The 26,981-nt window shown below is 71.1% G+C and carries 22 protein-coding genes; 7 read left to right on the forward strand and 15 right to left on the reverse strand.

Annotated elements, in window-relative coordinates:
• Nucleotides 1–16: 16 nt before the first annotated feature.
• The gene (locus J7E97_RS06130; RefSeq protein ID WP_215023177.1) at nucleotides 17–577 is read left to right on the forward strand and encodes a hypothetical protein; all 561 of its coding nucleotides are present in this window, start codon (nucleotides 17–19) and stop codon (nucleotides 575–577) included.
• Between the two features lie 116 nt (nucleotides 578–693).
• On the opposite strand, the gene J7E97_RS06135 is transcribed toward J7E97_RS06130, so the two are convergent.
• The 6 genes from J7E97_RS06135 to J7E97_RS06160 form a co-directional block, all read right to left on the reverse strand.
• The gene (locus J7E97_RS06135; RefSeq protein WP_215023178.1) at nucleotides 694–1,152 is read right to left on the reverse strand and encodes an SCO4225 family membrane protein; all 459 of its coding nucleotides are present in this window, start codon (nucleotides 1,150–1,152) and stop codon (nucleotides 694–696) included.
• A 576-nt stretch (nucleotides 1,153–1,728) separates the two neighbouring features.
• Nucleotides 1,729–2,178 (reverse strand): hypothetical protein, encoded by a 450-nt coding sequence (locus J7E97_RS06140; protein ID WP_215023180.1) that lies wholly within the window; start codon nucleotides 2,176–2,178, stop codon nucleotides 1,729–1,731.
• A 75-nt stretch (nucleotides 2,179–2,253) separates the two neighbouring features.
• Nucleotides 2,254–8,394, reverse strand: coding sequence for a DNRLRE domain-containing protein (locus J7E97_RS06145; protein ID WP_215023182.1), 6,141 nt, complete (start codon nucleotides 8,392–8,394; stop codon nucleotides 2,254–2,256).
• A 363-nt stretch (nucleotides 8,395–8,757) separates the two neighbouring features.
• The gene (locus J7E97_RS35595) at nucleotides 8,758–9,069 is read right to left on the reverse strand and encodes a hypothetical protein (RefSeq protein ID WP_251053935.1); all 312 of its coding nucleotides are present in this window, start codon (nucleotides 9,067–9,069) and stop codon (nucleotides 8,758–8,760) included.
• Between the two features lie 180 nt (nucleotides 9,070–9,249).
• Nucleotides 9,250–9,927 carry a response regulator transcription factor gene (locus J7E97_RS06155; protein WP_215023183.1) on the reverse strand — a complete coding sequence of 226 codons (678 nt, stop codon included), beginning with the start codon at nucleotides 9,925–9,927 and terminating at the stop codon, nucleotides 9,250–9,252.
• A complete protein-coding gene (locus J7E97_RS06160; protein ID WP_215023186.1) occupies nucleotides 9,924–11,057 on the reverse strand; it encodes a sensor histidine kinase in 1,134 nt (377 codons plus the stop codon). Before J7E97_RS06160 ends, J7E97_RS06155 begins: the two co-directional genes overlap by 4 nt.
• A gap of 197 nt (nucleotides 11,058–11,254) precedes the next feature.
• Between J7E97_RS06160 and J7E97_RS06165 the strand changes: the two genes are divergently transcribed.
• Nucleotides 11,255–11,677, forward strand: a complete 423-nt coding sequence (locus tag J7E97_RS06165; protein WP_215023188.1) for a DUF6223 family protein — start codon at nucleotides 11,255–11,257, stop codon at nucleotides 11,675–11,677.
• Nucleotides 11,678–11,818: 141 nt separating this feature from the next.
• On the opposite strand, the gene J7E97_RS06170 is transcribed toward J7E97_RS06165, so the two are convergent.
• Both J7E97_RS06170 and J7E97_RS06175 read right to left on the reverse strand, forming a co-directional pair.
• On the reverse strand, nucleotides 11,819–12,280 hold the full coding sequence (locus J7E97_RS06170) for a hypothetical protein (RefSeq protein ID WP_215023190.1): 462 nt from the start codon (nucleotides 12,278–12,280) through the stop codon (nucleotides 11,819–11,821).
• Nucleotides 12,277–13,545, reverse strand: a complete 1,269-nt coding sequence (locus J7E97_RS06175) for an FAD-dependent monooxygenase (protein ID WP_215023192.1) — start codon at nucleotides 13,543–13,545, stop codon at nucleotides 12,277–12,279. Before J7E97_RS06175 ends, J7E97_RS06170 begins: the two co-directional genes overlap by 4 nt.
• An 80-nt stretch (nucleotides 13,546–13,625) precedes the next feature.
• Here J7E97_RS06175 and J7E97_RS06180 point away from each other — a divergent pair, with 80 nt between their 5' ends.
• A complete protein-coding gene (locus J7E97_RS06180) occupies nucleotides 13,626–14,219 on the forward strand; it encodes a TetR/AcrR family transcriptional regulator (RefSeq protein WP_215023194.1) in 594 nt (197 codons plus the stop codon).
• Nucleotides 14,220–14,458: 239 nt separating this feature from the next.
• Nucleotides 14,459–17,107 carry an RICIN domain-containing protein gene (locus J7E97_RS06185; protein WP_215023196.1) on the forward strand — a complete coding sequence of 883 codons (2,649 nt, stop codon included), beginning with the start codon at nucleotides 14,459–14,461 and terminating at the stop codon, nucleotides 17,105–17,107.
• Nucleotides 17,108–17,208: 101 nt separating this feature from the next.
• Here J7E97_RS06185 and J7E97_RS06190 read toward each other — a convergent pair whose 3' ends face one another.
• Nucleotides 17,209–17,856 (reverse strand): TetR/AcrR family transcriptional regulator, encoded by a 648-nt coding sequence (locus J7E97_RS06190; RefSeq protein ID WP_215023198.1) that lies wholly within the window; start codon nucleotides 17,854–17,856, stop codon nucleotides 17,209–17,211.
• A 130-nt stretch (nucleotides 17,857–17,986) separates the two neighbouring features.
• Here J7E97_RS06190 and J7E97_RS06195 point away from each other — a divergent pair, with 130 nt between their 5' ends.
• Nucleotides 17,987–18,925, forward strand: coding sequence for an alpha/beta fold hydrolase (locus J7E97_RS06195; RefSeq protein ID WP_215023200.1), 939 nt, complete (start codon nucleotides 17,987–17,989; stop codon nucleotides 18,923–18,925).
• A 116-nt stretch (nucleotides 18,926–19,041) separates the two neighbouring features.
• Here the strand turns inward: J7E97_RS06195 and J7E97_RS06200 are convergent, their stop codons facing one another.
• From J7E97_RS06200 to J7E97_RS06220, 5 genes are all read right to left on the reverse strand, one after another.
• Nucleotides 19,042–19,998 carry a sigma-70 family RNA polymerase sigma factor gene (locus J7E97_RS06200; RefSeq protein ID WP_215023202.1) on the reverse strand — a complete coding sequence of 319 codons (957 nt, stop codon included), beginning with the start codon at nucleotides 19,996–19,998 and terminating at the stop codon, nucleotides 19,042–19,044.
• Nucleotides 19,999–20,017: 19 nt separating this feature from the next.
• The gene (locus J7E97_RS06205; RefSeq protein WP_215023204.1) at nucleotides 20,018–21,241 is read right to left on the reverse strand and encodes an NAD(P)/FAD-dependent oxidoreductase; all 1,224 of its coding nucleotides are present in this window, start codon (nucleotides 21,239–21,241) and stop codon (nucleotides 20,018–20,020) included.
• A 258-nt stretch (nucleotides 21,242–21,499) separates the two neighbouring features.
• The gene (locus J7E97_RS06210) at nucleotides 21,500–22,171 is read right to left on the reverse strand and encodes a DUF3618 domain-containing protein (protein WP_215023206.1); all 672 of its coding nucleotides are present in this window, start codon (nucleotides 22,169–22,171) and stop codon (nucleotides 21,500–21,502) included.
• Nucleotides 22,147–22,587 (reverse strand): phage holin family protein, encoded by a 441-nt coding sequence (locus J7E97_RS06215; RefSeq protein ID WP_215023207.1) that lies wholly within the window; start codon nucleotides 22,585–22,587, stop codon nucleotides 22,147–22,149. The genes J7E97_RS06210 and J7E97_RS06215 overlap by 25 nt, the downstream gene beginning before the upstream one ends.
• Before the next feature lie 2 nt (nucleotides 22,588–22,589).
• Nucleotides 22,590–23,384 carry a hypothetical protein gene (locus tag J7E97_RS06220; protein WP_215023209.1) on the reverse strand — a complete coding sequence of 265 codons (795 nt, stop codon included), beginning with the start codon at nucleotides 23,382–23,384 and terminating at the stop codon, nucleotides 22,590–22,592.
• Between the two features lie 196 nt (nucleotides 23,385–23,580).
• On the opposite strand from J7E97_RS06220, the gene sigJ reads away from it, so the two are divergent.
• On the forward strand, nucleotides 23,581–24,525 hold the full coding sequence (gene sigJ / locus J7E97_RS06225; RefSeq protein WP_215023211.1) for an RNA polymerase sigma factor SigJ: 945 nt from the start codon (nucleotides 23,581–23,583) through the stop codon (nucleotides 24,523–24,525).
• Between the two features lie 112 nt (nucleotides 24,526–24,637).
• Nucleotides 24,638–25,840, forward strand: a complete 1,203-nt coding sequence (locus J7E97_RS06230) for an NAD(P)/FAD-dependent oxidoreductase (protein WP_215023213.1) — start codon at nucleotides 24,638–24,640, stop codon at nucleotides 25,838–25,840.
• Between the two features lie 158 nt (nucleotides 25,841–25,998).
• Here the strand turns inward: J7E97_RS06230 and J7E97_RS06235 are convergent, their stop codons facing one another.
• Nucleotides 25,999–26,400 (reverse strand): STAS domain-containing protein, encoded by a 402-nt coding sequence (locus J7E97_RS06235; protein WP_215023215.1) that lies wholly within the window; start codon nucleotides 26,398–26,400, stop codon nucleotides 25,999–26,001.
• Between the last annotated feature and the right edge of the window lie 581 nt (nucleotides 26,401–26,981).

The raw sequence follows: 26,981 nt of genomic DNA on the forward strand, positions 1-26,981 counted from the left end.
CGCTCAAGGACCGCCGATGCTTCCCGAGTTCCGCTCCCACGCGTCCGTCCCCCTTTCCCATCAGCTGGAACAGCGGCTGGGGCTGGATCCACGTCTCGAAGCCGGCCGCATCGACGTGGAGCGCGTCGCGAACATCGCCGTCGTCGCATCGGCACACTCCGACGGATACGCGGCCACCGCACACCTCCTCGGCCTACTGGCAGCACTCCCCGCCCCCACCGAGTCCGGAGAGCACTTCTGGTCGGACCTGTGGAGGTCTTCGGGCTCCCTCTACTTGCTGCCCGCCAACATCAAGGCGTGCGTGCTGAGTTCACTGGCAGGAGAAGGCACCGGCCTGGCCGGCCAGATCCTCTCGGCCTTCGACGAGATGACCCCGCCCCAGCGCATCGCGGCCGGAGAAGTCATCGGCCAGGCACTCGCCGAGTCCGACCGCCTCCCCGACCTGAAAACGCAGGTCATCGGTGAGCTGTGGCTCCGCGACCTCGAACTCACCGCCTGGCGCGTCCTGCACGCGAACCACAAATCAGCCGATCCGTCCAGGCGGGAGGCCTTCTTCGACGCGTGGACGAGCGTCTGATCCGCAACGTCACCCGTGCCGTTCGGCCCCGGCCGCACCCGTAGAACCGGTGAGGGGAGGGATCACTGGCGTCCCCCTCCCCTCACCCCCGGCGGCATGTCCGCATGGCCGTACGGCTAGACCTGCGCACTCCTGGCGTCGCGCCGCCGCGCTACGTAGCGGAGCAGGGCCCAGATCGCCGCGGCGTTGACCAGGGCGCTGACCAGGACCGTGGCGTAGAAGCCGAAGCCGTCCAGCATGTCGAGCTTGGCGGACTCGGAAGTGTCCGGCGCCACCCAGTCCGCGGGGAGCGGGTCCGACTCCGAGGGGTAGTCCGTGGGCAGCTTCGTGGGCGGCTCGGAGCCGTACTGGGGATGGGGATCCATGGGCGGGGCCGAGTCCAGGGCGTCCGCCGCGGGTCCGAAGGACGTCAGCAGCAAGACGCTGACCGGCGCCGTGGCCAGGATCGGCCAGACTCCGAAGAGCCCGCTGTATCCGTTCCACTGGGCGACCGCGAGGTAGACCAGCATCGCGACCACCAGCGCCAGGTACGCACCGGGCACCCACATCTCAGCCTTCGACCAGCGCCGCACCATGACGTTCCCCGTTCCGTTCCGCTTCGTTCCGCTTCGTTCGACCTGCACCCAGTCTCGGAGCTGCCGAGGACCGCCACCTGAGTACGCCTACTCATCCTGCTCGGCCCTGAGTACCTGGTCAGAGCCGTGCACGGCAAGCACGCCGGGGACACCGCGCAACGTATCCCCCCATGTCCGGCACACGGCGCCGGAGGATTCCGCGACTGGGCCACGGCCCCGGCCCCGAGTCCGCCGGCACGGACGGCGCCCCGCAGGACGTGGGCGATCTCCTCGGGCTTGAGGTCGATGCCCGGACGGCACCGCCGTCTCGATCGACGAGGTCACGCCCGGGAAGGAACTCCAGGGCGCGTACGACCTGACGGTCGAGGACTGCCCATGGAGACTCTCGGGGCGGAGGACTAGGAGTGCTACTCGGTCGGCAGCCATGGACATGGTCAAGTGCCGGGTGCTTCCCAAGCTGTAGAGCGGGTTCGATTCCCGTCATCCGCTCAAACAAGAAGGCCCAGGTCAGCGACCTGGGCCTTCTTCATTGCCTGGACCTCTCAGCCCCCGCCCTGCCCTCCGTGGGCCCCGCGCTCACGGCCGATGGGTTTCCCACCAGCCGGTCAGCTCCGCCACGCGGGCGTCGAACCGGCGGTCGAGGAACGACATCGGCGCCGCCAGGGTCAGGCGTTCGCCGGTCACGAGGCAGACGCTCACCCGGCGCACTCCGGCGGTGCGGTGGACGTCGATGCCCGAGACGTTCGCCCAGGGGATGCGGCGCTCCCGTTGCCCGAAGGCCGTGAAGGCCACCAGGCATTCGGGGGTCAGCCGGACCCCCCTGAGGCGCGGCATGACCAGCGCGCCCACGACACCCGCGCCGGCCGCGTACGCGCAGTCCCGAAGCTCGGCGGCCGTCATGGGGTCCGCGGTCCACCGCAGGCCCAGCTGGAGCAGGCCCGTCGCCAGGGCAAGGCCCAGGACGACCGGGACGGCGACCTGTGCGGCGGTCAGCCGCAGTTCAACGGTTTCTTCCGTGTGCCGCACCGCGGCATCACCTGCCTTTCCTTTGCCGGGAGTGGGGGGCGTGGGGGCCCGACCGGGTCCCCACGCCCCACTCGGCTAACCCCTACAGTTGCGGTTTCCGGAGCTCACGTTGCCGGGGCGGGCCCAGCCCCAGACCCAGCCGTAGCTGACGGTGGCACCCATCTGCCAGGTGAAGCACCCACCGCGTTCCGCCGCGGCGTTGATGTGGTGGACCGACCACCAGGTGTAGGCCCAGGCGAGCGCGACGCACACGCCGACGGCGACGGGGTGGGTGAGGCGGGCACACAGGTAGGCCTCGGCGAATGCCGCGCCTGCGCTGCCCAGGGTGCCGAGGTCCTCCTTGAGCATCTTGGTGTGGAAGCGGGTGACGTAGAAGGTGCACGAGAACGTGTACCCCCACCATCTCCAGCTGGTTCCGCAGGTGCGGACGTACGCCATCCGGCCCGAGGGGTCGAACTGGTTGCCCGGGTCCTGGTTGGCGTAGTCGTACGCGGTGGCCGAGCCGCCGTACACCGGGTCCGAGGTGAGGAAGCGCCCGGTGGCGGGGCTGTACATGCGCACGCCCATCAGCATGGTGCCAGTCACCGTCTCGGAGGAGCGCTGCTGGCCGCCGAGCCATCCGTAGCGGGCGGACTGCTGCCCGGTGCGCGGGTTGCCGAACTCGTCGGCGTCCAGGGCCACCGGGGCCTTGGACGTGTCGAGCGGGAGCAGCATCGCGACGTCGCCGTGGATGTTGGTGAGCTGGAGGATCACATTGCCGGTCTTGCCGGTGGTGGCCGCCAGCGCGCCGGTCGCGGAGGTGATGTGCCGGGTCACGGCGCCGGTGGTGATGTCCTCGGTGATCCAGCGCGGGCTGTCGCCGTCACCGCTGTAGTGGTTGACCTTGGACGCGGTCTGGGTCCAGTTGGAGCCGCTGCCGGTCTCGGTCGTCCACGAACGGTAGCGCAGCGCGGAGTCCAGCTGCCAGGTCTGGCGCAGGGTACCGGCCGTCTGCTGCTGGGCGAGGTCGTTCACGTAGTACGCGTTGGTGCTGCCCGGGGCGGCCGTGGTGCGGCCGAGGTTGTCGTAGCCGTAGCCGGCGTCGACGATCCGGTCCGCGCTGTCGTAGGTGAAGGTGGTGGAGGTGCCTCCGGTGGACGTGCAGTCGGCGCCGGGGGCGGCGACGGCGCGGGTGAGCGAGGTGCGGTTGCTGCGGTTGTCGAAGGCGTACGTGCGCCGGGTGCAGACCGTGTCGGCGGTGTCGTCCACCGTCTTGAGGCGGCCGGCGGCGTCGTAGCCGTAGGACTGTCCCGACCAGCCCGCGTGGTTGGCGACCTGGCCGTGCGCGGACTGGGCCACCGTGTCGGTGTAGACGGTCGTGCCGTCGCTGTCCCGGGTATACGTGCGGGCGGTGGTGGTGCCGGTGGCGTCGGTGACGATGCCGAGGGTGTACCCGCCGGGCAGCTTCTCGGTGCTGACCAGGCCGTCCGCGTCGTAGGTGATCGCGGATGCGCCGGCGACGGAGTCGCCGGCCGCGGTGGCCATGCCGCGGGGGTCGGCCGTGGTGTCGTAGGTGAGCGTGGTGGTCGACGGCGCGTTGTCGGTGATCTTGACGGGGCGGCCGAGCAGGTCGTACTCGGTCGTCGTGATGCCGCCGTCGGCGTCGCCGTACGAGATCTGGCGGCCCAGTTTGTCGTACGCCCTGGTGATCGTGCCCCCGGTAGCGGAGGTGGTCTTCACCGGACGGCCGGTGGCCGTGTCGTACTCGGTGGTCGCCTCGGGGACGGCCTGGCCGATGCCCGCCGTGATCGTGACCTTGGTCGGGCGCCCTGCCGCGTCATACGTGGTGGTGGTGGTCCTGGCGGTCCCGTTCGCGGTCTCGGTGCTCTTGGCCGCGGTGCCCCACCAGCTGTACTCGGTGGTGGTGGTCGGCAGCTGCGACGGGTTGGTGCCGCCGCCGGTGATGGTGCCCGCCGGACCGGTGGTGCAGACCTGGTCGGCCCACTCCGGGCGGCCCTGGCAGGTGCCGGTGCCGGTGCCGGACCAGTACGTGGTCACGCGGGTGGCGGCGTCGGTGCCGGTGGCGCCGGGCAGCAGCTTCTTGGTGACGCGGCCCTGGGCGTCGTATTCGGTCTTCTCGGTGATGGCCAGTCCGGCCGGGTCCTTGATCTGCTGGGTGGGCAGGCCCTTGGCCCAGTCGTAGACGGTCTGCGCGACGCGGACCTCGCCTTGGACGGTCGGGTGCTCACGCACCTGGGCGCCCGTGGTGACCTTGGTGATCTGGTTCTTGACCTTGGCGGTGCCGTCGGTGGGGCGGCCCGCGTCGTACTCGTTGACCGTCCAGGAGCGGGCGGTGACGGAGGTGCCGGCGGTGACCAGGAGGGTGGCGCCGTCCTTCAGGTCCGCCGTGAGGTCGATCCGGTGCAGCGGGCCGAACTCCTCGAGTTCGCGGATGCCGCTGCCGTCGTAGACCGATGTGGTGGACAGCAGGTTCGCGCGCTCCCCGGACGGCAGCTGCGCGATGCCCAGCTCGGCCTGCTTGGCGCGGTCCGGGGCGGTCAGGCCGAGGGCCAGCGAGCGGTTGGCGGCGGTCAGCTCGCGCACGGAGTTGCCGAACCGGTCGTACTCGCGGCTGGTGATGTGGCCGCCGGGGGCGGCCGTGTTCACCTCCTGGCCGGATACCCCGAGGTAGTGGATTCCGGCGCGGCCGTAGGAGGTGGCGGTGAGGGCGTCGCCCGAGTTGGCGGCCGGGACGCTGTCGGGAGCGAAGACGGCGGTGGCGTCGGTGGGCGCCTCCACCTGCCCCCAGGTGCGGACGTCCGTGGCGCCCATGGCGTACGGGGCCTTCGTACCGGTCAGCGGCACTTCGTAGACGACCGAGATCTGGGCGGTGCCCTGCTGCACATCGGCGCTGCCCTGGGCGAGCCCGGAGCGGGACGCCTTCAGCAGCATGCCGTCACCGGCGGTGGCGGAGCTGCCGGCCTGGCCGTAGGTGAAAGTCCAGGGCAGCTCGCCGGCCGGGGTGAGCCCGGTGACGCGGCCCGCCGAGTCGTAGCCGTACTCGGTCTTCAGCGCGGGGCTGATCTGCGGGTTCCAGTACTGGCGCAGCCGGCCCGCGTCGTCGTAGAGGTAGTTCGCGACGGTCTTGGCGGTCGCGGTGGCCGCACCGGGCTCGGTCGACCACAGCTTGATCTCCTTGACCTGGCCGGCGAAGTCGCCGAAGGCCAGGGAGGTCGCGGTGGTGGTGTTGGCGTAGACGTACTCCAGTACCCGGCAGCCCTTGGTGCCCGGCGCGGAGGTGCAGGTGCCCGCACTCGCCGCCGAGGTGGGGGCGGCGATGCGCTTGGGGCGCGCGTACGTCTTCCCGTTGACGACGACGGTCTCGGAGAGCGTGGTCGTCGTGGAGTTGGTCAGGCCGTCCTGGACGATGCTGGAGACCTGCCAGGTGGCGACGGCCGGATCGGTCTTGGTGAAGGTGGTGACCGTGCCCTGGTTGTTGGTGAGCATGAAGGAGCCGGTGACGCCGCCGGTCAGCACCAGCTGCTCGGCACCGGGCTCGGGGATCCAGCCGTTCTGCGCGGCGTTCGCGGTGAAGTGGATCGAGTCGCCGACGGTGGTCACGACGTCCACGGCCGTGTCGGAGACCCGGCGGACGTAGGTGTAGTCGGACTCGACGCGCTCGGCGGTGGCTCCGGAGACCCATTCCTTGCCGAAGATGGCCGCCTGGCCCTCCTGCTCCGCGCCCTTGCCCGGAGTGCGGGAGGAGGCCGTGCGGGAGACCGACAGGCCCAGGGCGGAGACGTCGGTGCCGGAGAGCGTGTAGTCGCCGGTCAGCAGGTTGACCGTGCCGGGGCCGATCTCGTCCGAGTCGGCGCCTTCCGCGTTGCGGTCGATGACCGCGGTGAGCGGCTGGGTGCTGCCGGAGGCACTGTTGGGGCCGGTGAAGTCGGCCTTGATCTGGACGGTGCCGTCGGGGTTGACGGTGTCGGTGGCGTTCCAGACCAGCGGGGCGTTCTTTCCGCCGGTCAGCGGGACGGGCCAGGCGGTCAGCGGGGAGCCGGCGGAGGTGACGTGCCCGGCCGGGATCTGCACCCAGGGGTCGGCCTCGGAACGGCGCCAGGAGAAGGACACCTGGTCGTACTTGGTGGCGTCGGCCTCGGCGACGAGCGGGAGGCGGCGTGCCGTGATCTCGCCGCCGCCGGGCTGGACGAAGCCGCCAGGGCCGGCGTGGAAGGTGTACTCGATCGACTCGGACTTGTTGTCCGCCTTGTCGACCGTGCGGACCCGGAGGGTGTGCGTGCCGTCCTTGGGCGGGGCGACGGATATCGCCTTCGTGCCGGCGGCGCCGCCGGTGGCGACCTTGGTCCAGGTCACGCCGTCCAGGGACCATTCGAGCCAGTTGTGGTCGGCGGCAGGTGGAGTGACGTTGAACGTGCCGACCTGGCCCGCACCCTTGACCCAGGACCCGGACGGGTAGTCCGTCGAGATGATGCCGGTGGGGGCGGACGGAGCGGTGGTGTCGACCGTGAAGGTCTTCCAGGCCGACCAGCCCAGGTTGAAGTGGGTGCCGTCGTACGGGGACGTGCGGAACTTGTACGTCTTGCCGTTGGCCAGCACTCCGGCCGGGACGGTCACGGCGGCAACCTGCCCGGAGTTCACCCAGGGGGAGACGAGGTAGTTGCCGACCTGGATGTCGGTGACCGAGTCGCGGATTTCGAAGGTGCCGTTGACCTTGTCACCGTTGGCGTCGGTGAAGGTGTCACGCAACGTCGGGGTGACTGTGTTGACGGTGTAGGCGCCGCCGTAGGAGAAGTACGGCGGACCGGCCTCCTGCTTGGTACCGGTCTTGGGCCGGTAGTTGTACGTGACGACCAGCTTGGGCGGGTTGGACGCCGCGTTGGCGGAGTTGACCCGCTTCCACTGCTTGATGTTGTTCTCGTCGGTGGCCCGCAGGCCCAGGCCCGAGAAGGACCACTTGTTGTTCGCCCAGTACTGCACCAGGTTCGTGACGTCCGCGTTCACCCACCCGTCGGCGGTGCACCCCGAGTTGCCCTTGGTCTCCGTGGAGGTGGCGTACTTCGTCACCATCGCCGGCTGGTTGGTCCAGCGCGAGGAGGTGGAGGCGTTGTTCGCGGACCACACCTCCCACGGCTGCGCGGTGCAGTCGGTGTTGCCGGAGTGGAAGTTCCACAGGCTCAGGTCGGCGTCCGAGATGAGCGCGTCGGCGATGGGGGCCGTGTTCCAGGTGACGAAGGAGCGGGCGGTGCGGTAGGTGCCGTCCCCGTTCTTCGTGCCCGGGTTTCCCAGGTCCAGCTCGGTGTCGGCCGACCAGTCGACCGTCTCGCCCTGCTGGACGTACGTGTCGAAGAGGTTGCCCAGCGAGGAGGTCGACGGATCGACTGTCACGGGGTACTTCGTGGCCGGGTCGGCCAGGAAGGCCTCGTCGGGGGTGAGGACCAGGTCGACGCCGCCCTCGGCCTTGACGACCGTCAGGCCGACCTTCGCGCGCCGGACGTGCTCACCGGACGCCTTGTCGACGGTGGCGTCCCACATGACGGGGGCCGGCATGACGGCGCTCTTCTTCGACTTCCCGTCGGTGAACAGCAGGCTGCCGTCGGCCTGCTGCGTGACCTTCAGGCCCTTGGTCTTCAGCGGCAGGGTGTACGAGAAGCCCGCCGCAGGCTTGGCCTTGACCTCGACGAACTGCTCAAAGCCGGTACGGGTGGCCTCGACGACCACGTCTGCGCCGGCCACGGCGTCAGCGTACGTGGCCCGGGTGCCGTCCAGCTTCGGCGCGGGAAGGCCGCCCCGCCACTGAAGGGTGATCGCCTCGTCCCCGGAGCCGAGGGTCACCAGGTCCGTGGACTTGGCGGCGGACTTGCCGGAGAGCCGGAGCCCGCCGGGGTGCGCCTTGGAGGCGACGGAACCGTCCGGGAGGGCCGTGAGGTCGACGTCGACATCACGCCACTCGTCGGACTCCGCGTCCTTGAACCGCACCGGACCGGCAGCCAGTTCGGTCGTCAGCGAGCCGTCGCGGTTGACCCAGGTGGTCGATGACTCGGTGCGCTCGGACAGTGCCTCGACGCGCTTGCCGGAGAGCCGGGCCGCCACGCGGGCGGAGGTGATGTCGGCGGCGAAGGCCGGCGCGGGCCTGCTGGGCTCCGGCGCACGGTCGACGGCCTGCGGGCGAACCGTGGCGAGTGCGGACTCGGCGCCGTAGATGGACGTGGCAGCCATCAGGACTGCCAGGCCCACCGCGGTGACGCGGCGGGCGGGGGTACGGCCGGGTGGGCCGTACCGGTGCGACTGGGAAAGCAAGTTCCCCCCAAGAAAGGGACTTCAAGCAGGCGCTTGGCCGCGTGTGATCTACAGACGGCAAGGGGAATGTAATGTTCCAGCTAGGCTGAAAAGTATTCCCAATTGGCCCGAATCGGATCACGACCGAACCATCGTTGCGGGAATTTGATCTACCGATCGGTAGCGAGATCGCGACACGGGCCCAGCCGAACCCGCCTCCGCCCGCCTTCCGTTAAGGACGAACCCGCCGCGCACAGGTGCCTGGGGCAGACGCCGGTCCAGGCGGCCGGCTGCTCCCGCCGGTCAGGCGTGGCGGGCGACCTTGATCGCGGCGACCACACCGATGCCGAACCCGGCGGCCACTGCGGCCGGCACCCGAACTGCGGTCGGCAGGGCGGTGGCTACGACGACCAGGCTCATCGCCTTGTTCAGGATGACCGCCGACAACGCCGCGAACCCGAACATCCCGATCAGCAACGGCAGCCGGAACTCGGCGCCGCCCAGGCCGATCATCCCGCCCAGCACACCCACCAGGGCGCCGGCGCCGAAGACCAGCGGTGCCGATCGCAGCCGTGCGGATGCCACCAGGCTCTTGTCCGACGTCACACCGATCACGCCCGTCCTGCGCGCGTCAGGGCAGCGACCGGATGTTCGGTGTCAGTCATGTGGGCAGTCTGACGGACCCAAGAGGCCCTACCCAGTGGACGATCGCACCAGGTCACAGGGACGAGACCTGCGATCCGTCCCAGGCCCTGACCTCGTGGATCACCGCACGATACGAGCCTTGCGGCGCATCTACCCGACATGGGGTGGCGAGCTGCGCGGGATGACCAGCCCGGATTCGTAGGCGAGGATCACGAGCTGGGCGCGGTCGCGGGCGTGGAGTTTGGTCATGGCCCGGTTGACGTGAGTCTTCGCGGTCAGCGGGCTGATCACCATGCGGTCCGCGATCTCGTCGTTGGACAGGCCGTACGCGACCAGGACGACTGCTTCGCGTTCGCGGCCGGTCAGGATTTCCAAGGCCGTGCTCGTGTCGGTGGGGAGTGGTTGGGTGACGTACCGGTTGATCAGTTTGCGGGTGATCGAGGGTGCGAGGAGGGCGTCGCCGCGCGCCGCCACGCGTACGGCGTGCAGGAAGTCCTCCGGCACGATGTCCTTGACGAGGAAGCCGGCGGCGCCTGCGGACAAGGCGTCGAAGACGTATTCGTCCAGGCCGTAGTTGGTGAGGATGACGACGTGGACGCCGGTCAGTGCCGGATCGGCTGCGATGCGCCGGGTCGTCTCGATCCCGTCGAGGACCGGCATCTGGATGTCGATGAGTGCGATGTCGGGCAGGTGCTCTCTGGCGAGCGCCAGGCCTTCCTGGCCGTTGGCGGCTTCGGCCACGACCTCGATGTCGTCTTCGAGGTCGAGGAACGCGCGGAATCCGCTGCGGATGAGCGCCTGGTCGTCGACCAGCAGGACACGGATCACGAGGCACGCTCCACGGGGAGTTCGGCCCGGACGGTGAAGCCGCCCTCGTCGCGCGGTGCTGCCCGGAGGCGACCGCCGAGGGCGGTGACGCGTTCGCGCATCCCGAGCAGTCCGATGCCGGGCACGGGGACGGACTCCGGCGTGGCCTTGCCGTTGTCGTCGACCTGGAGGGCGACGGCGTCCGGGCGGTAGTCGATGCGGACCGATACCGTGGTGGCGTCCGCGTGACGGGCGATGTTGGTGAGGGACTCCTGGACGATCCGGTAGAGCGTACGGCCCACCGCGGCCGGTACCTCGTGCTGCCGGCCTCGGCCTTGGATCGTCAGTGTCGCCCGCACACCGCTCTTGCCGGCCCGTTCCACCAGTTCGGGGATGTGGTCGAGGCCGTGCGGTGGGGTGGTGTCGTCGTCGCGCAGGGCCTCCAGGGTGGCGCGGAGCTCGCGGGACGCCTCCCGGCCGGCTTCGCGGATGGCCAGGAGGGCATCCGGGACCTCTTCGCCGCGCTTGCGGGCCACGTGGACGGCGGCTTCGGACTGCACCTTGATGACCGAGATCTGGTGGGTGAGCGAATCGTGCAGCTCCCGCGCGATGTGCAGCCGCTCCTCGTCGGCGCGGCGCCGCGCGGTCTCCTCCCGGGTGCGTTCGGCTTCGTCGGCCCGCCGCTCGGCCTGCCGGAGGGCTTCACCGGCGGCGCCGGCTGCGATCAGCCAGGCGATCTGGAGGGCGCCCCGGGCCTGCGCGAACGCCTCGCCCGTGTCGTGCAGGCCCGAGGCGAGGGCCGCGAGGGGGAGAGCGGCCAGCACGGCCACGCTCACCGCCACCGTGACGGTGCGGTGTCCCGCCCGCATGGCCGCGTACACCGCGAAGAGGAACGCGACGGCCGCCACGTCGAAGCCCGCCGCCTGGTAGCCAACCGCGCAGAGCCCGGTGACGGCGAGGACGGCGACCGGAGCCCGACGGCCCCCGGCCAGCGCCAGGCCGCCGACCGCCAAGAGCACGTAGCCGAGCAGGCCGAGGCCCGTGGCGGCGTGCTGCCCCGAGAGCCCGGTGACCAGCAGCGCCGCCGCCACGCCAACGGCGATCAGCCAGTCCCTGACACCTGCCCGTACGCGGAACCGTCCTTTGCTCATGCGCGCACCGTAAGCCCTCGGCCGCCGCGGGCGAATCCCGCTCGCGGACGAGCGGGTGACTACCACGCACGCAGTAGCTCCGCAGCACCTGCCGCGAGCGCGGTAGCGCGAAGTGCCTGCGGCTGCCGGACGACCTGGCGGGGGCCGGCCGACATGCTCGAACCACATCCAGTCGTGGGAAGAGAAGGAGCACCCTGATGTCCGCTCACCGCCTGTTCGCCGCCTCCGCGACCGCCCTGCTCGCCGGGCTCGGTCTTGCCACACCGGCGGCAGCGCACGCCTCGATCCAGCCCGTCGCCGCCGGCGTCACCGACTTCAGCCTCGGGAGGCTCGGAGCCACCACCGGCGGGCTGCTGGGGCTGGCCGCCGTGGTCATCGCCGTGCTGGCGCTGACCCGACCCGCCGGTCGTCTCGGCATTGCCAACGGGTCGCTCGGGGCCACGGCGGCCGTGGTCGCGGGGCTGATCGCCATGGCTCTCGGCGGGCTGGTCGCGGCCACCGCCGACGGCGGACTCGGCACCGGCAACGGGCTCGGCGGGGCCTACGTGGCCCTGCTGCTCGGGTTGACCGGCACTGCACTGGGCGGCCGGGCCCTGACCCGCTCCCGCCGCACCCGTTGACCACAGCGGAGCCGTGTTCGCAGCGGACACGTGTTCGCAGCGGTGGAGCGGTCGCGGCATGAGCACCCCCATCCGAGTCGGGGCACGACCGGTCCGAGCGGGTGGGACTCCCCGGAGCCGGTGGGACTGCCCGGCGTCCGCTCAGGGGGTCGCCCTGCGCAGCGACAGCGCGAAGGCGCAGGTGGTGATCCCGAGTACGGCGATCGGCGGCGGGGGCAGCAGGCCGATGGATGTGACCAGGGCTGTCAGGGAGACCGCGAGAGCGATCCATCCGAAGGCTGTGCGGCGTTCGACGAGGGCCGGCGCGCGGCGGACGGCGGCGAGGACGAGGAGACCGCAGGCAATGGTGAAGAGGGCCATGACGATGCTGATGCCGTTGGAGACGTCGAAGGTGCTGCGTTCCAGACCCAGCAGGGTGAAGGAGGACTCCCGCATCGCGGTGTCGGCAGCGCGCTGTTGCGGGGTCCGGGTGACCAGCGTCGCCGCGGTCGCGGCGAGGGCGAGGTGGCCGATGCCCAGGAAGACGAAGCCGCGGGCGCCGACCACGAAGGGGCGGACCGCGTCGGCCCGGCGGATGGGGAGGGGCGTGTCCGTGATGCTCACCTGTGCTCCTTGGCGTCGACGTTGGCGCTGATGGGTGCGGAGGGAGGGGCTGGCGACGGCCGGCCCGGATCGAGAGGTGGATGCCATCCGAGCACCGTGTCCAGGGCTCTGAGGGTGAGTGCCTGCGGCGTGGCCCGTACGGCCAGGTTCCGGATGGACGTGGCCATCGGGTGGGACAGCCGGGCGAGTTCGCCGATGCGCCGGGACTGACGGCTGATTCGGGTGGTCCGCCGGTGTCTGGCCGTCGTGTAGGCGGCGAGCGCGGCCCGTACGTCGTCGGACAGGAGGTGGTGCGCTGCGACGACGGCATCCTCGATGGCCAGGCAACCGCCTTGCCCCATGTTGGGGGTCATGGCGTGGGCGGCGTCGCCGAGCAGGGCCACTCGGCCGGCATGGAACCGGGGCAGGGGCGCGGCCAGTTCGTAGAACTCGTGGTGGAGTACGTCGGCCGGGTCCAGCCGGTCCAGCCGGTCCAGCAGTTCGGGTATCGGGTCGTGCCACGCGGCGAAGCGCCGGGCCAGCTCCGCGTGGTGGCCGGTCGGCGGCGTGCCGGGTTCGCGAGCGGCGGCATTGGCCGTGGCGTAGAGGTAGATGCGGCCGTCGGCGAGCGGAACGACGCCGAACCGCTCGCCTCGTCCCCAGGTTTCGGCGGGCGGCCAGGCAGGCCCGCCCGCACCGGGCACCACCGCCCGCCATCCGGCTTCACCAGCGTGGCGCAGCCCGGGGTGGTGGGGAAAGAGCTGCCTGCGCAGAACGCTGCGGATGCCGTCCGCCGCCACTACGGCGTCGGCCCGCAGGTCGCCCGCCGATGTGCGCACGATGACGGCGTCACCGACGTCACCGGCGTCGTCCACGCCGGTCACCGATACGCCGAGATGCACGACGTCGGCCGGCAGACCGGCCGCGAGGGTCGCGATCAGGAAGCCGCGGTGCACGGCACGCGCGGGACGCCCGAAGCGGGCGGACAGTGCCCCGCTGTCCGATCGACTCAGCCATGTGCCGTCGGGCCTGCGCAGTCCCACGCTGCCGGGCAGCGTGTCACCCGGCCACAGCGCGGGGTCCAGGCCTATCGACTCCAGGGCGCGAAGGGCGTTCGGGGCCAGCACGATGCCGGCCCCGGTGCCAGCCCCGGTGCCGGCCCCGGTGCCGGTGAGTTCGGTGGCCCGTTCGCATACGGTGACGCGCCATCCACCTCGACGCAGGGCCAGTGCCGCGGTCAAGCCCCCGATTCCCCCTCCGGCCACAACGGCGTGACGAACTCCCATGTCGACTGCCTCCTTCGCACCCCGATCAGCCTCTACATCCGTAGAGGCTGAGGGGGACTCTACACATGTAGAGTGGAAGCGTGTCCCTCCCCGACCTCCGAGACCGCCGCGCGCTGATCGCCGATGCCGCCATCAGCACCGTGGCCACTGCCGGACTGCGCGGCCTCACCCATCGCGCGGTCGACGCCGCCGCGGGCCTGCCGACCGGCAGCACCTCGTACTACTTCCGCACCCGCAGCGCTCTGATCAGCGCCTGCTACCTCCGCCTGGCCGAGCTCTCACTCGCCGATGTCGATCACTTTGAAGCGAGCCACGCGCCACCGGACCTGGAGTCCGCCGCAGCGGCGCTGGCCGCACTGCTCCACCACTGGCTGACGGTGGCGCGCGACCGCCAGCTCGCCCGCTTCGAACTCACCCTCGAGGCAACGCGCCGTCCAGAGCTGCGCGCCGACCTGCACACCGCCGGACTCGCCGCACGTTCCAGGGCCGCCACCCTGCTGGCAGCGCTCGGTGCTCCCCGTCCGGCACCGGCAGCCGAACTGCTGGCCGCCTGGACCGACGGCCTGCTGTACGACAGGCTCGCCGGCGCACTGGCCGAGACCCGACCGCTTCCCGACACGACCGAACTGACCGCGGTCGTCCGACAGATGCTCGCGGCCGCGCTCACCACCTGACGGGCAACCGCTGCGGTGACGCCGTACCCGATGCGCAGAATCCGCCGGTGCGCTCGTCAGGGCTGTTCCGGGGCGTCGTCCCGGGCGAAGGTGCTACCGCACCACGAGGTGATCTGCAAGAAGTTCCCGGTTCGAGGCAACCCCTTTGCGGGCCTGTGACCACAAGGAGTCGGACCCGGCCGTGCTGGTAGCTGGGTCCCCTTCCCTGATGAACGGCATGCAAGGAGAGCACCTCCCCCATGAAGAACCCCACGAACGGCGGGCGCCGCGGGCGTCACCGCCGTCGCTGGACCGCGACCGGTCTGCTGCTCGGCGTGCCCGCCCTCGTCGTGCCTTACCTCCTGTTCGTGCAGGAGGACTCGCAGGCCGCGACGGTCGACGGCAATGCCTACTACCGGCTGCTTTCCGTACGCAGCGGCAAGGCGCTGGACGTCAACGCCTTCTCCACCGCCGACGGCACCCGCATCCAGCAGTGGACCGACCAGAGCACCGCCAACCAGCAGTGGAAGCTGATACCCACCGGGGACGGGTACTACGAGCTGGTGAACCGCAACAGCGGCAAAGTGCTGGGCATAGCGGGCGGTTCGACCGCCCGGGCGGCCGCCGCTGAGCAGCAGACCGACAGCTCCTCCGCCTCCCAGGAGTGGCGGATCGACGATGTGAGCGGTTCCGGCGCCGTCACCTTCACCTCCCGCGGCAGCGGCCAGGTCCTGGACGTCTCCGGCGGCTCCACGGCCGACGGCGGGGCGGTCATCCAGTATCCCGGCAAGGGCAGCACCAACCAGCAGTGGAAGCTGGTGAAAACGGCCGAGGCGCAGACGGCCGCGGCCGGCGGGGCGCAGACGGCCGCGGCCGGACCGTACGCGTGGAAGAACGCCCAGGTGGTGGGCGGCGGTTACGTCACCGGGCTGGTGTTCAACCCGCGGGAGAAGGGCCTGCTGTACGCGCGCACCGACATGGGCGGCGCGTATCGCTGGGACGCCGCGGCCGAGCAGTGGATCCCGCTGACCGACTGGCTCGGCGAGAAGGACTGGAACCTGCTGGGCATCGATTCGCTGGCCACCGACCCCGTCGACCCCGCCCGGCTCTACCTCGCGACGGGCACCTACACCAACGACTGGGCGGGCAACGGCGCGATCCTGCGTTCCACGGACCGGGGCCGCACCTTCCAGCGCACCGACCTGCCCTTCAAGCTGGGCGCCAACGAGGACGGCCGCGGGGCGGGCGAACGGCTGGCGATCGATCCCGCGGACCCCGGCACCCTGCTGCTCGGCACCCGCAAGAACGGCCTGTGGCGCAGCGCCGACCACGGCGTGACGTGGAGTCAGGTTCCTTCGTTCCCCGTCAAGGACGGGGCGAGCAGCGGCGCGGGCATCTCCTTCGTGACGTACGGCCCGGCCGGAAGCAAGACGGTCTATGTCGGCGTCGCCGACAAGTCCACCTCCTTGTACCGCTCCACCGACGGCGGCAGCACCTGGCAGGCCGTGCCGGGGCAGCCCACCGGGCAGATGCCGCAGCACGGCGTGCTCTCCGGTGACGGCTCGCTGTACCTGACGTACGCCAACACCGTCGGACCCAGCGGCGCGACGGCGGGTTCGGTGTGGAAGTACACGCCCGCGGGCGGGGCGTGGAGGAACGTCTCGCCCTCCAGCGGCAGTTACGGGTTCTCCGGTCTGGCGGTCGACCCGCAGAAGCCGTCCACGGTGATGGTCACCACCCTCGACCGCTGGTGGCCCGAGGACGAGCTCTACAGGACCACCGACGGCGGCACGACCTGGAAGGCGCAGGCCGCGAAGTCGGCGCGGAACGCCTCCGCCGCTCCTTACGTCGGTTCCGGCACCGGGCACTGGATGACCGCTCTGGCCATCGATCCCTTCAACTCCGGGCACGCGCTGTACGGCACCGGCAGCGGCATTTGGCGCAGCACGGACGCCACCGCCACCGACAGCGGCGGCACCAGCCACTGGACCGTGGGGACCCGCGGGCTGGAGGAGACCGCGCTGATGGACGTGATCGCCCCGCCGGGCGGCGCCACCGCCGTGACCGCCATGGGCGACCTGGGCGGTTTCCGCCACGACTCCCTGACCGCGGTGCCCGCCGGGCGGCTGGAGGACCCGATGATGATCACCAGCACCGACATCGATTTCGCCCAGTCCCACCCCGCGGTGATGGTCCGCGTCGGCCGTGGCGGCGCGAAGGACGGCGCCTACTCCACCGACGGCGGCAAGAGCTGGAGCGGCTTCACGGCGGAGCCGGTGGGCAGCGCCGACAGCGGCCGTGTCGCGCTCGCGGCGGACGGCTCCACCATCGTCTGGACCGAGGCCGGTCAGGCCCCGTACCGCTCGACCGACAAGGGGGCGAGCTGGTCGAAGGTCAGCGGCCTGGGCACCGGTGCGGCGGTCGTCGCCGACCGCTCCTCGGCCCAGACCTTCTACTCACTGACCGGCGGCATCCTCTACGCCAGCACCGACGGCGGCGCGAGCTTCACCGCCCGCGCCACCAACCTGCCCGCCGGCCGGCTCGTGGCCGTCCCCGGCATCGCCGGGGACCTGTGGATCGCCGACGGCGCCAAGGGGCTGCTGCACTCCACCGACGGCGGCCGCACCTTCACCACGCTCGGGACGGTGCGGTCCGCCTCCGCCCTCGGCTTCGGCAAAGCCGCGCCGGGCAGCACCTATCAGGCCCTGTACCTGATCGGAACCGTCAAGGACGTCACCGGAGTCTTCCGTTCCACCGACAAGGGCGCCACCTGGCTCCGCGTCAACGACGACGCCCACCAGTGGGGCAGCATCGGCGGCGTCGGCGTCATCTCCGGCGACCCCGACACCTACGGCCGCGTCTACGTCGGCACCAACGGACGCGGCCTCCAGTACGGCGACCCGTCCTGACCCCAACGCCCGAGCGGGGGGGGCCGCAGGCACACAACGGCCTGCGGCCCCGCCATGGCCGTCAGGGGGTAAGGCGGTTAGGGGGTAAGACGGTCACGCGGTCACGCGGTCAGCGCCCTGGAGCCCCCGGGGGGCGGAGGAGTAGGAGCACTGCTGAAAATTCGGTCCAGGTGGTGCTCGAGTACCGCGATGGCCGACTCCGGACTCCGCTGACCCACGAGAATGCTGGTGCCCATGGTCGCCGCCATTGCGAGCAGACTGATCGCCTCGGTGCGCGCGGCGATGCCGGGATCGGCCAGGCCTGTCGCCCGGGCCTGTTCGAGCAGCCCGGTCAGGGCGTTCTCGGCGGCGTCGGGGTTGTCGATGAAGGGCTGGGCAGCCAGCGCCTCGTCGGTCACGGACAGGATCGAGTACGAGCTGTAGAGCAGATGGAAGGTGCGGCTCTCGTCATCGGTCGGAAGGGAGGCCAGCAGGAGCGCCTCGACGGTCGCGCGCGGGCCCGGGTTCGCACCGGCGGCGCGGAGACGGGCACCCACCCGCGCGGTGAAGCGGTCGGTCAGGTGCTGGAGCCCGTAGAAGAGCAGCTTCTCCTTGGTCTCGAAGTAGTACTGCACGAGCCGGAGTGACACGCCGGCCTCTGCGGCCACGTCACGCATGCCGACGGCGTGCAGTCCTCTGCGCCCCGCGACCTGGATGAGCGCCTCGGCGATCTGGGCGCGCCGTTCCTCGTGGTCCACGCGCTTTGGCATGTGCCGATGTCTCCGCCCGTCGGTGGTGGGTTCGCGGTCCGGCCTTGACGGCGGACACCTTTATGGTACCGCCGTACCACCATCATGGTACGGTCGTATCACGAAGAACGGATCTTCCCGGAGGTGCCCCGTGCCCGAGAACACGACCCGTGTGCGCCGCGACGTCGGCCGCTACGTCAACGAAACCCTGCGCGACCGCTACTTCGCCGCCAGCGACGCGCTCTACGCGATGGGCGCGCCCATCCGCTCCGAGACAGACGTCGAGACCAGCTTCGGCACCACGCACGTCTACCGCTACGGCCCCACGGACCCCGCCGCCGAGTCCCGCACGCCGATCGTCCTGATCCACGGCGCGGGCTACTGCTCCGCCATGTGGTACCCCAACACCCCCGCGCTCAGCGCCGAACGCCCCGTCTACGCACTCGACACCCCCGGCGACGCCGGCCGCAGCATCCACCGCGAACCCATGTGGCAGCCCGAGCGCGCCGCACAGTGGATGGACGAGGCCCTCGACGCGCTCGGCCTCGACCGGGTCCACCTCGTCGGCTCCTCCTACGGCGGCTGGCTGGTGCTCAACCAGGCCCACCGCCGGCCCGGCCGGCTCGCCTCGGTCACCACCCTCGACCCCGGCGGCCTGGAAAAGGTGGGCCTGCGCTTCTTCGCCTGGGTCTTCGCCAGCCTCTTCGCCAGCTTCGCCCCCAAGGCACTGCGCCCGCGCCTCGCCTCCTGGCTGGAGCAGCCGGTCATCGCCGTTCCCGAGCTGCGCAAGTGGGTCCAGGTGGGCGCCCGCGCCTTCCGGATCCGCCGCCCCGCGCCACTGCCGCTGACCGAGGACGCGCTGCGCTCCATCCGGACCCCGCTCTCCCTCATCATGGGCAAGCGCAGCCTGCTGGTGCACCCGCAGCGGCAGTTGGAGCGGGTACCGCGCCTGATCCCCGGGGCCCGCGCCGAGATCATCGCCGCGACGGGCCACGGGCCGCAGATCGACCACCCCGACGTGGTCAACGCCCGGATGCTGAGCTTCATGGAGGACGTCGACTCCCTCGACCCGACCATGGTCGACGCATAAATGATCACGGCCGTGCCGGCGCCGGTGCCGGCGCCGGTGCCGGCGCCGGTGCCGGTGCCGGTGTCGGTGTCGGTGTCGGTGTCGGTGTCGGTGTCGGTGTCGGTGTCGGTGTCAGGTCACCACGTGGCGATGAGCGGGGTGTTCGGTCCCTGCTGCCGCCAGGCTTCGGTGAGGCGGACGAGGCGGGTGGGGGCGGCGATGCCGCGCAGGGTTGAGATCTTGTCGTTGGCCATGTCGAACGTCACCGCGCCGATGACCTGGTCGCCGAGTACGAACAGGATGGCCGGGGCGCCGTTGACGAGCGCGTAGTGGATGGCGGGCGCGCCGCCGGCGAGCCGTCGTTTCGCGGGCGTGGGTTTGAAGCCGCCCCGGGCGATGGCAGCGACGCGCTGCGGAGTGTCGTACCGCAGCAGCTTCTTGGCCAGGCCGGCGCCGTCGGAGATCGCGATCACGTCGTCGGTGAGCATCGCCACCAGCCGTTCGGTGCGGCCCGAGGTGGCAGCGGCGAGGAATTCCTCGACGATCCCGCGGGCGGACGCCGGGTCGACTTCGCCGCCGCCGCGGCGGCGCCCGGCTGCGATGCGGGTCCGGGCGCGGTGGAGGTGCTGCTGGCTCGCGGACTCGGTGATGTCGAGGATCTCGGCCATCTCGGCGTGGCCGTACGAGAACGCTTCGCGCAGGAGGTAGACGGCCCGCTCGACGGGTGACAGTCGCTCCATGAGAGTCAGCATGGCCAGGGAGACCGACTCGCGCTGCTCGAAAGTGTCGGCTGGGCCGAGCATCGGGTCGCCGTCGAGGAGCGGTTCGGGCAGCCAGGCACCGGCGGTTCGTTCGTGGCGGGCCTGTGCCGAGCGGAGCCGGTCGAGGCACAGGTTGGTGACGACCTTGGTCAGCCAGGCTTCCGGCACTTTGATCTGCTGCCGGTCGGCGGCCTGCCAGTGCAGGAACGCGTCCTGTACGGCGTCTTGGGCGTCGGCGGCGGAGCCCAGCAGCCGGTACGCCAGCGAGGCCAGCCTGTTCCGACTGGCCTCGAACCGACTGGTGTCGAAGCGATCGATCGAGGTGCTGTCCACGCGGATCACCCTATGGGGCCTACGCGACCACCCTCGCGGGGGACGCGTCCGGCACGGCGGCCAGGCGGTGCTTGCGCCTGGGCGTGCGGAAGGTCGGGTGCGAGCTGGCCCACAGCGACATCCTCAGGATCCCCGCCTTGAACCGCGCGGCCTTCCGGCCACCCACGAACTTCGGCTTCGCCTGCCCTTCGTCATCGACCATCTGCAGGATCCCGTCCCGCCGTCCGAGGCTGATGTGGTTGCCCAGGTACTCCAGCTTGGTGTTCGCGATCTTGCGGCCGGTGAGGCGTCCCACGATCGCGGCCGTGGCCTGCATGCCGGTGTATCCGGCCGAGGCGCAGGACATCGGCAGGGGCCTGCCGTTGTCGCCGATGGCGTAGGCGCTGTCGCCGACGGCGTAGACGTTCGGGTGCGAGAGCGAGCGCATGGTGCGATCGACGACGATCCGACCGTTCTCGGTGACTTCCAGCCCGCCGGCGGCGGCGATGGGGCCGACCGCGAACCCGGCCGTCCACACGGTCGCGTCGGAGGTCAGGGTGGTGCCGTCGGCGCACAGCACCCGCGTCGCTTCGACGGCTTCGACCTCCGTGTGCTCTAGGGTCGTGATGCCCAGCCGGTCGCAGGCCTGGAGCAGGTGGCGGCGGGCCCCGGTGGAAAGCTGGGCGCCCAACTCACCGCGGGCGACCAGCGTCACCGACAGGCCGGGCCGGGATTCGGCGATCTCGGTGGCGGTCTCGATGCCGGTCAACCCGTCGCCGACGACCAGCACATTGGCGCCGTCGTCCGGCCGCGACAGCCGGGACAGCCGGCTCAGGCTGTCCAGGCGCTCGCGCAGACGCAGCGCGGAGGGCCGGCCGGCGACGTCGAAGGCGTGCTCGGCCACGCCGGGCACGCCGTGGTCGGCGACGCGGCTGCCGAGCGCGTAAACAAGCGTGTCGTATCCGAGCTCGCCGCTGCCGCTGCCGTCGCCGTCGGCCACGACGACGACCTGGCGCTCGGGGTCGACGGCGGCGACACGGGCCACGCGCAGCCGTACCCCCGTGCCCACGAAGACGTCGGCGAGCTGTGGAGCCTCGACCTCCCGGCCGGCCGCGAGCTGGTGCAGCCGCAGCCGCTGGACGAAGTCCGGCTCGGCGTTGACCACGGTGATCTCGATGTCCTCCGGGGACAGCCGGCGGGCCAGGGTCCCGGCCACGTAGGCCCCGGCATAGCCGGCGCCGAGGACGACGATGCGGTGCTTCATGTGCTGCTCCTGTCGGTTCGCTTGGCTCTCGGCGACTTGAGCGGAACAGCGACCCGATTCCTGACAGGAGCCTGGTGTGAAGTGGGTCACGGGACGGCGGGAGGGTCACCCGACGCTGCTCGCGACGCCGGGGCAGCACCGCGATGGGCGAGGACGGCAACGAAGTCCTTCGGCAGGCCGCCCTGGGTGCGGCCCTTGGCCCGCTTCCGGGCCAAGGCCCGCCCGCGCGGCCCGATTCCCGTCATCCGCCCGACCGCCTCACTGGGACGGCGGCCTCTGGCTGCCGGGGGCGTCGCGCACCTCCTCCGCGGTGTTCCGGCCGACCTGGCGCAGTTCTTCGGCGGTTTCCTCGCCGGCGCTCTGTGCGTGGTCCGTCGTGGTGGCGACGGCTTCCCGCGCGGTGGACTTCACCGATTCCACAGCTTGGGCGGCCGGCTCCCGCAGCTCTTCCCGGACCTCTTGGGCGGCGTGCAGGGCCGTCTGCTTGACGGGTTCCAGCAGTTCCTCGGAGTGCTCCCGGAGCTGCTGCCCCGCGCGCTCCTCGACTTCAGTGGTCGGCAGGAGGGCGGAGGCGAGCATGCCGGCGCCGAAGGCGATCAGGCCTGCTGCCAGCGGGCTGCCCTGGGTCTGGCGCTTGATCTGCGACGGTGCCTGCTGGACGGCCTCTTGCACGCTGCTGCCGGCTTCCTTCGCCGTTTCCGCGATGCTGTCCGTGGCCTGGCCGAGGCTCCCCGCCGTTCCGTGCGCCGCATCCTGTGCCGTGCCCATCACACGCTCCTTGACCCCGCTCACCTGGTGACGCATCGAACTCACCTTGCGGCGGGCGACCTTGCGAGGGGCCATCCTGTCCGCCAGGAGGTCGACCTTGCGCGCCAGATGCGCGCGCCGGTATTCCACGTCGTTCCTCAGCTCGTCGGGTGTCGTGCCCATCGGGCTTCCTCCTTCAGGGTCTCCATGGTCTGTTCGGGTTTCAGATTGACGGTGCGCAGGCGCTTGCGGCCCGTGAGGTACAGAACCGCGCCCACGGCCGCCCACACGGCGGTGACGATCAGAGCCGCCCAAGCGAGGTCCATCACGTTGGCCAGGGCGAACACGACGGTCAGGCTGCCGAGCAGCAGCACCAGATGTCCGGCGTAGCCGGCCCCGCCCAGCATTCCGACCGCCTTGCCGGCCTTGGCGGATTCTTGTTTGATCTCGGCCTTCGCCAGTTCGATCTCGTCCCGGACCAGCTGGGACAGGTCCTGGCCGATCTCGCCGATCAGGTCGCCGATCGACGGGTCGGGAGGCGTCGCTGAAGGCGGGGGCGCGGCGGGTGGCGCGGGCCGCTCTTGGGAGGAGAGAGCCATGGTCAGACCCCTCCGTACGGCGGCGAGCTCGCGGGCGGATAGGACGGCGGCGCGGGGGTCACGTGTGGCGGCTGGGATTGGCCGTAGGTGTCGAGCGGATCCTCGTAACCCTCCGGGATCCCGCTACGGCCGGGAGCGGCACGCCCGCCAGCGCCGAGTTCACCGGACGGGCCGAGTTCACCGGACGGGCCGGGTCCACCGGATGGCCCGATCGCAGGCGTGGCGCCGCCGACGCCCGAGGAGGCGCCCGAGGCGGTGTCCGAGGAAGCGGCCGCGCTGATGCCCTTCCCGGCGCGCGCAACGACGAAGCCGGCCAGCGCGGCGCCCGCCAGAAAGACCCCCGGGCGGCGGCGCGCGAAATTCTGCAGGTCGCTGACCAGCCCGTCCGGACCCCGTTGTTCCATATGGGCCGCCACCTGCCGGCCGCTGTCAGCCACCTGCCGGGCCATGCTCGCCACGGTCGAGTCCGGCTTGCCGCCCTCGCCCAGCTCCCGCAGCTCCTGCGAGAGCCGACGCACGTTCTCCGCCAGGCGCTGTGTCTGCGTCTCGGCCTGTTCCATCACCTGGGAGCGCAGCTCCCCGACGAGGTCCCGGGCCTGCGCGGTGGCCTCGCCGACGACGTTGGCCGTCTGCTCCTTGGCCGTACCGCCCACCTCGGCGGCCTTGGCGCCGACCAGGGCGGCGCCTTCGCCCGCCTTGTCCTGAACGGTGTGTGCTAGTGCCGTCGTGGTGCCTTCCTGCTGACGGCTCACATCCTGGAAGTCACTCAAGGCTCCTCCTTGGTCGATCTTGGTCAATCGATCGCTTTGACCGTTCCATCGGGGCGCCTGCCCACGTTTGCGCCAGCCATCCCGGCACGGCGCGTGTACCGGCGCCGCGTGTCGCGGTCGGCACCGGGCGTCTTCGACGCCTGGTCCGCGCTGGTCCTCGCTGCTCACCTGAGAGCGCCGTCTCCCTGCCGTTCCGCCCCGGGGGACGCCTAGGATCACGACCATGGCCCTGATCACCAGTGACGTGGAGCGCTTCGAGACCGCCAGGCCCCGGCTGGAGGCCATTGCCTACCGGCTGCTCGGCTCGGCGAGCGAGGCGGAGGATGCCGTGCAGGAGACGTTCCTGCGCTGGCAGGCAGCCGACGTCGAGCGGATCGAGGTGCCTGAGGCCTGGATGACGAAGGTCCTCACCAACTGGTGCCTCAACCTGCTCACTTCGGCGCGCGCCCGGCGCGAGACGTACGTGGGACGGTGGCTCCCCGAGCCGCTGCTCGCCGGGGACCCGATGCTCGGTCCGGCCGACACCGCCGAGCAGCGCGAGTCGGTGTCGTACGCCGTCCTCGTCCTGTTGGAGCGTCTGTCGCCGGGCGAGCGGGCGGTGTACGTGCTGCGCGAGGCCTTCGACCACCCGCACCGGGAGATCGCCGAGATCCTGGACATCACCGAGGCCGCCAGCCAGCAGATCTACCACCGGGCCAAGAAGCACATCGCGGACGGCAAGGCGCGCACCGAGATCGACGAGGTCACCGCCCGGCGAATCGTCGAGGAGTTCCTGGCCGCCGCGACCAGCGGCCGTACCGAACCCCTCATACGCCTGCTCACCCAGGACGCCGTCTCGGTCGGCGACGGCGGCGGCAAGGTCCCGGCCCGCGCGAAGGCGTTCGAGGGTGCGCGCGCGGTCGCCACGTTCCTGCGCGGCCTGTTCAAGCCCAGCGCGGCCAAGCGGGCCCACATCGGCGGCGCGCCCGACATCTACGCCACGACCGCGAACGGCGGGCCCGCCTTCGTGGCGGTCGTGGACGGCCGGGTCGTCGCGATCACCTGCCTGGAGGTCACCGCGGAGGGCATCGCCGCGATCCTCAGCCAGGTCAACCCCGACAAGCTCGTCCGCGCGACCGAGCAGTGGGCCGCCGCGGACCATCGGGAGGCCCCGCTCCACACGCTCTGAGGGATGTGGCGCAGGTCACGTTCCCATCCTGTCAGGGAACGGGGGGCTGTCCGGTTCAAGGGGCGAAAGCCCGCCGGACAACGGCAGCCCCCGCCCAGACAGGAGCACGGACATGCAGCACCGCATCGTCGTCCTCGGAGCCGGCTACACCGGAGCCATCGCCGCCGGCCGCCTCGCCAAGCGGCTGCACCGCGAGGACGTCACCATCACCCTCGTCAACCCCGAGCCCGACTTCATCGAGCGCGTCCGGCTGCACCAGCTCGCGGTCGGCCAGGACCTCAGGCCCCGGCCGTTCGGCGAGATGTTCGCGGGCACCGGCGTGGAAGTGGAACTGGGGAAGGTCACCACCGTCGACGTGGACCGCAAGACGGTGACGGTCGCCCCCGCGAACGGCCCCGAGCGGCAGGAACTGGAGTACGACACTCTGGTCTACGCCCTCGGCAGCGGCTGGAACGACGGCGGCGTCCCCGGCACCGCCGAACACGCCCACGAGGTCTCCAGCCGCCCCGGCGCCCTCCGCCTCCGCGATCGCCTGGCCGCCCTGGACGCCGGCCGGCCCGTGGTCGTGGTCGGCGGCGGCCTGACCGGCCTGGAGGCCGCGACCGAGATCGCCGAGACCCGCCCGGACCTCGACGTCGCCCTGGCCGCCCGCGGCGTCCTCGGCGACTGGCTCTCCGAGAAGGGCCGCACCCACCTGCGGAAGGTGGTGGACAAGCTCGGCATCACGGTCCACGAACACACCGCGGTCACCGCCGTGGAGGCGGACGGCGTGACGACCGCCGACGGCCGGACCGTCCCCGCCGAGGTCACGGTCTGGACCACCGGCTTCGCCGTCCACCCGATCGCCCGGGCCACCAGCCTGGAGCTCTCCGACCACGGCCAGATCGTGGTCGACTCCACCATGCGCTCGGTCTCCCACCCGGACGTGTACGCCGTGGGCGACGCGGCGATGGCGATGGGCCCGGGCGGCAAGCCGCTGCGCATGTCCTGCGCCTCGGGCGTCCCCATGGCCTGGCAGGCCGCCGACGCCATCGCCGCCCGGCTCGCCGGCACCAAGGTGCCCCACATCTCCATCCGCTACGCCCAGCAGTGCGTCTCCCTCGGCCGCAAGGAGGGCCTGATTCAGTTCGTCACCGCCGACGACCGCGCGGTCGACAAGGCCCTGACGGGCCGCGTGGCCGCCTTCTACAAGGAACTGATCTGCAAGGGCGCGGCTTGGGGCGTCGCCAACCCGACCGTGGGCATGCCGTCCCGGCAGCGACGTGTCGTGCGTCAGGAGTCCCGGAGCGGTGCACGGGTGGAGGCGGCGGCCTGACCCCGGGGTGGTCGAACCGCCGCGGTGAACCGCGGCCGGCAAGGACGCCGACGGTGCGGCTCCGGAGCGATGCCGGAGCCGCCCCGAGGCCTGCGTCCCGCAGCTCAGAGGCTACGCACACCTGCGCATGCGGCTCCTTTGCGGCTCGGGCCGTGGGTCTACGGCGTGGGGTCGTCCACGAGGGGCCCCGGGGAGGGGGCGACCGGGGGTGGGGGCTGCTCCTCCACGGGGAAGAGGGCCGTGGCCCCGGTGATCTCCAGGAGGCGCTGGAGCTGGGACTGGGGGGCTGCCAGGCGGATGACGGTGCCGGACTCCTCCGCTGCGCGGCGCGCGGCGAGGAGGGCGTTGAGTGCCGAGGAGTCGCAGAAGGTGAGGCGGCTGCAGTCGATCACCACGGCCTTAGCCGGTGAGGCGTGGGTGAGGGCTTGGGCGAGGGCGCGCTGCAGGACGGGGGCCGTCTCGATGTCGACCTCACCGACGGGCCTGACCGCGACGGCTCCGTCCAGGACCTCGACGGCGATGTTCCTGCCGCCGGGCTCACGGGGAGGGCGTTCGACCATGGGTGGATCTCCTTGCATGCAATCTCGATTACTTCCTCGTCAGACAGGCGAAAATCTATCGTGGCCAGGGTAGACATTCAGTTGCGGTGTGGCTATGGTTTCTCTTGTAACCGAGATCGAGCAAGGCCCGGAGGGACGAACTGCCGGGCAAGAAGCACGCAGTAAGCAGAGCGGTGCGGTGGTGGAGTTCCGAAGCCAGGCTGTTGTAGGAAGGCGACGGAACTGACGACCGGACCGGGCGGCCCGCAGTGATCAGGGGCTGTCGTATGCAGGACCAGTAGTACGCAGTACCGCAGTAGGCAGTACCCGCAGTACGCAGCACCGTAGTACGCAGTACCCGTTTGGTAAGTGATCGATTCAGAGGGAAGAACGGAGGAGTTGACCGCCATCAGGATCGCCCGGGTCGAAGGCTGAGCCCGGGTACCGCAGGACATCGATAGTGAGGTGGTCTCCGGTCAAGCAATCGCGATCCCCGCGCCCCCGGCTGCGTTCAGGCCAGGTACGCGGAAACAGAAGGCCGGCGCAGCACTAGGCCGGTAGATGGTGTAGCAGTTCCTTCGGGGCCCTGGTGCCGTACGGCA

The sequence above is a fragment of the Streptomyces sp. ISL-66 genome (assembly GCF_018614135.1).
GTDB lineage: Bacteria > Actinomycetota > Actinomycetes > Streptomycetales > Streptomycetaceae > Streptomyces.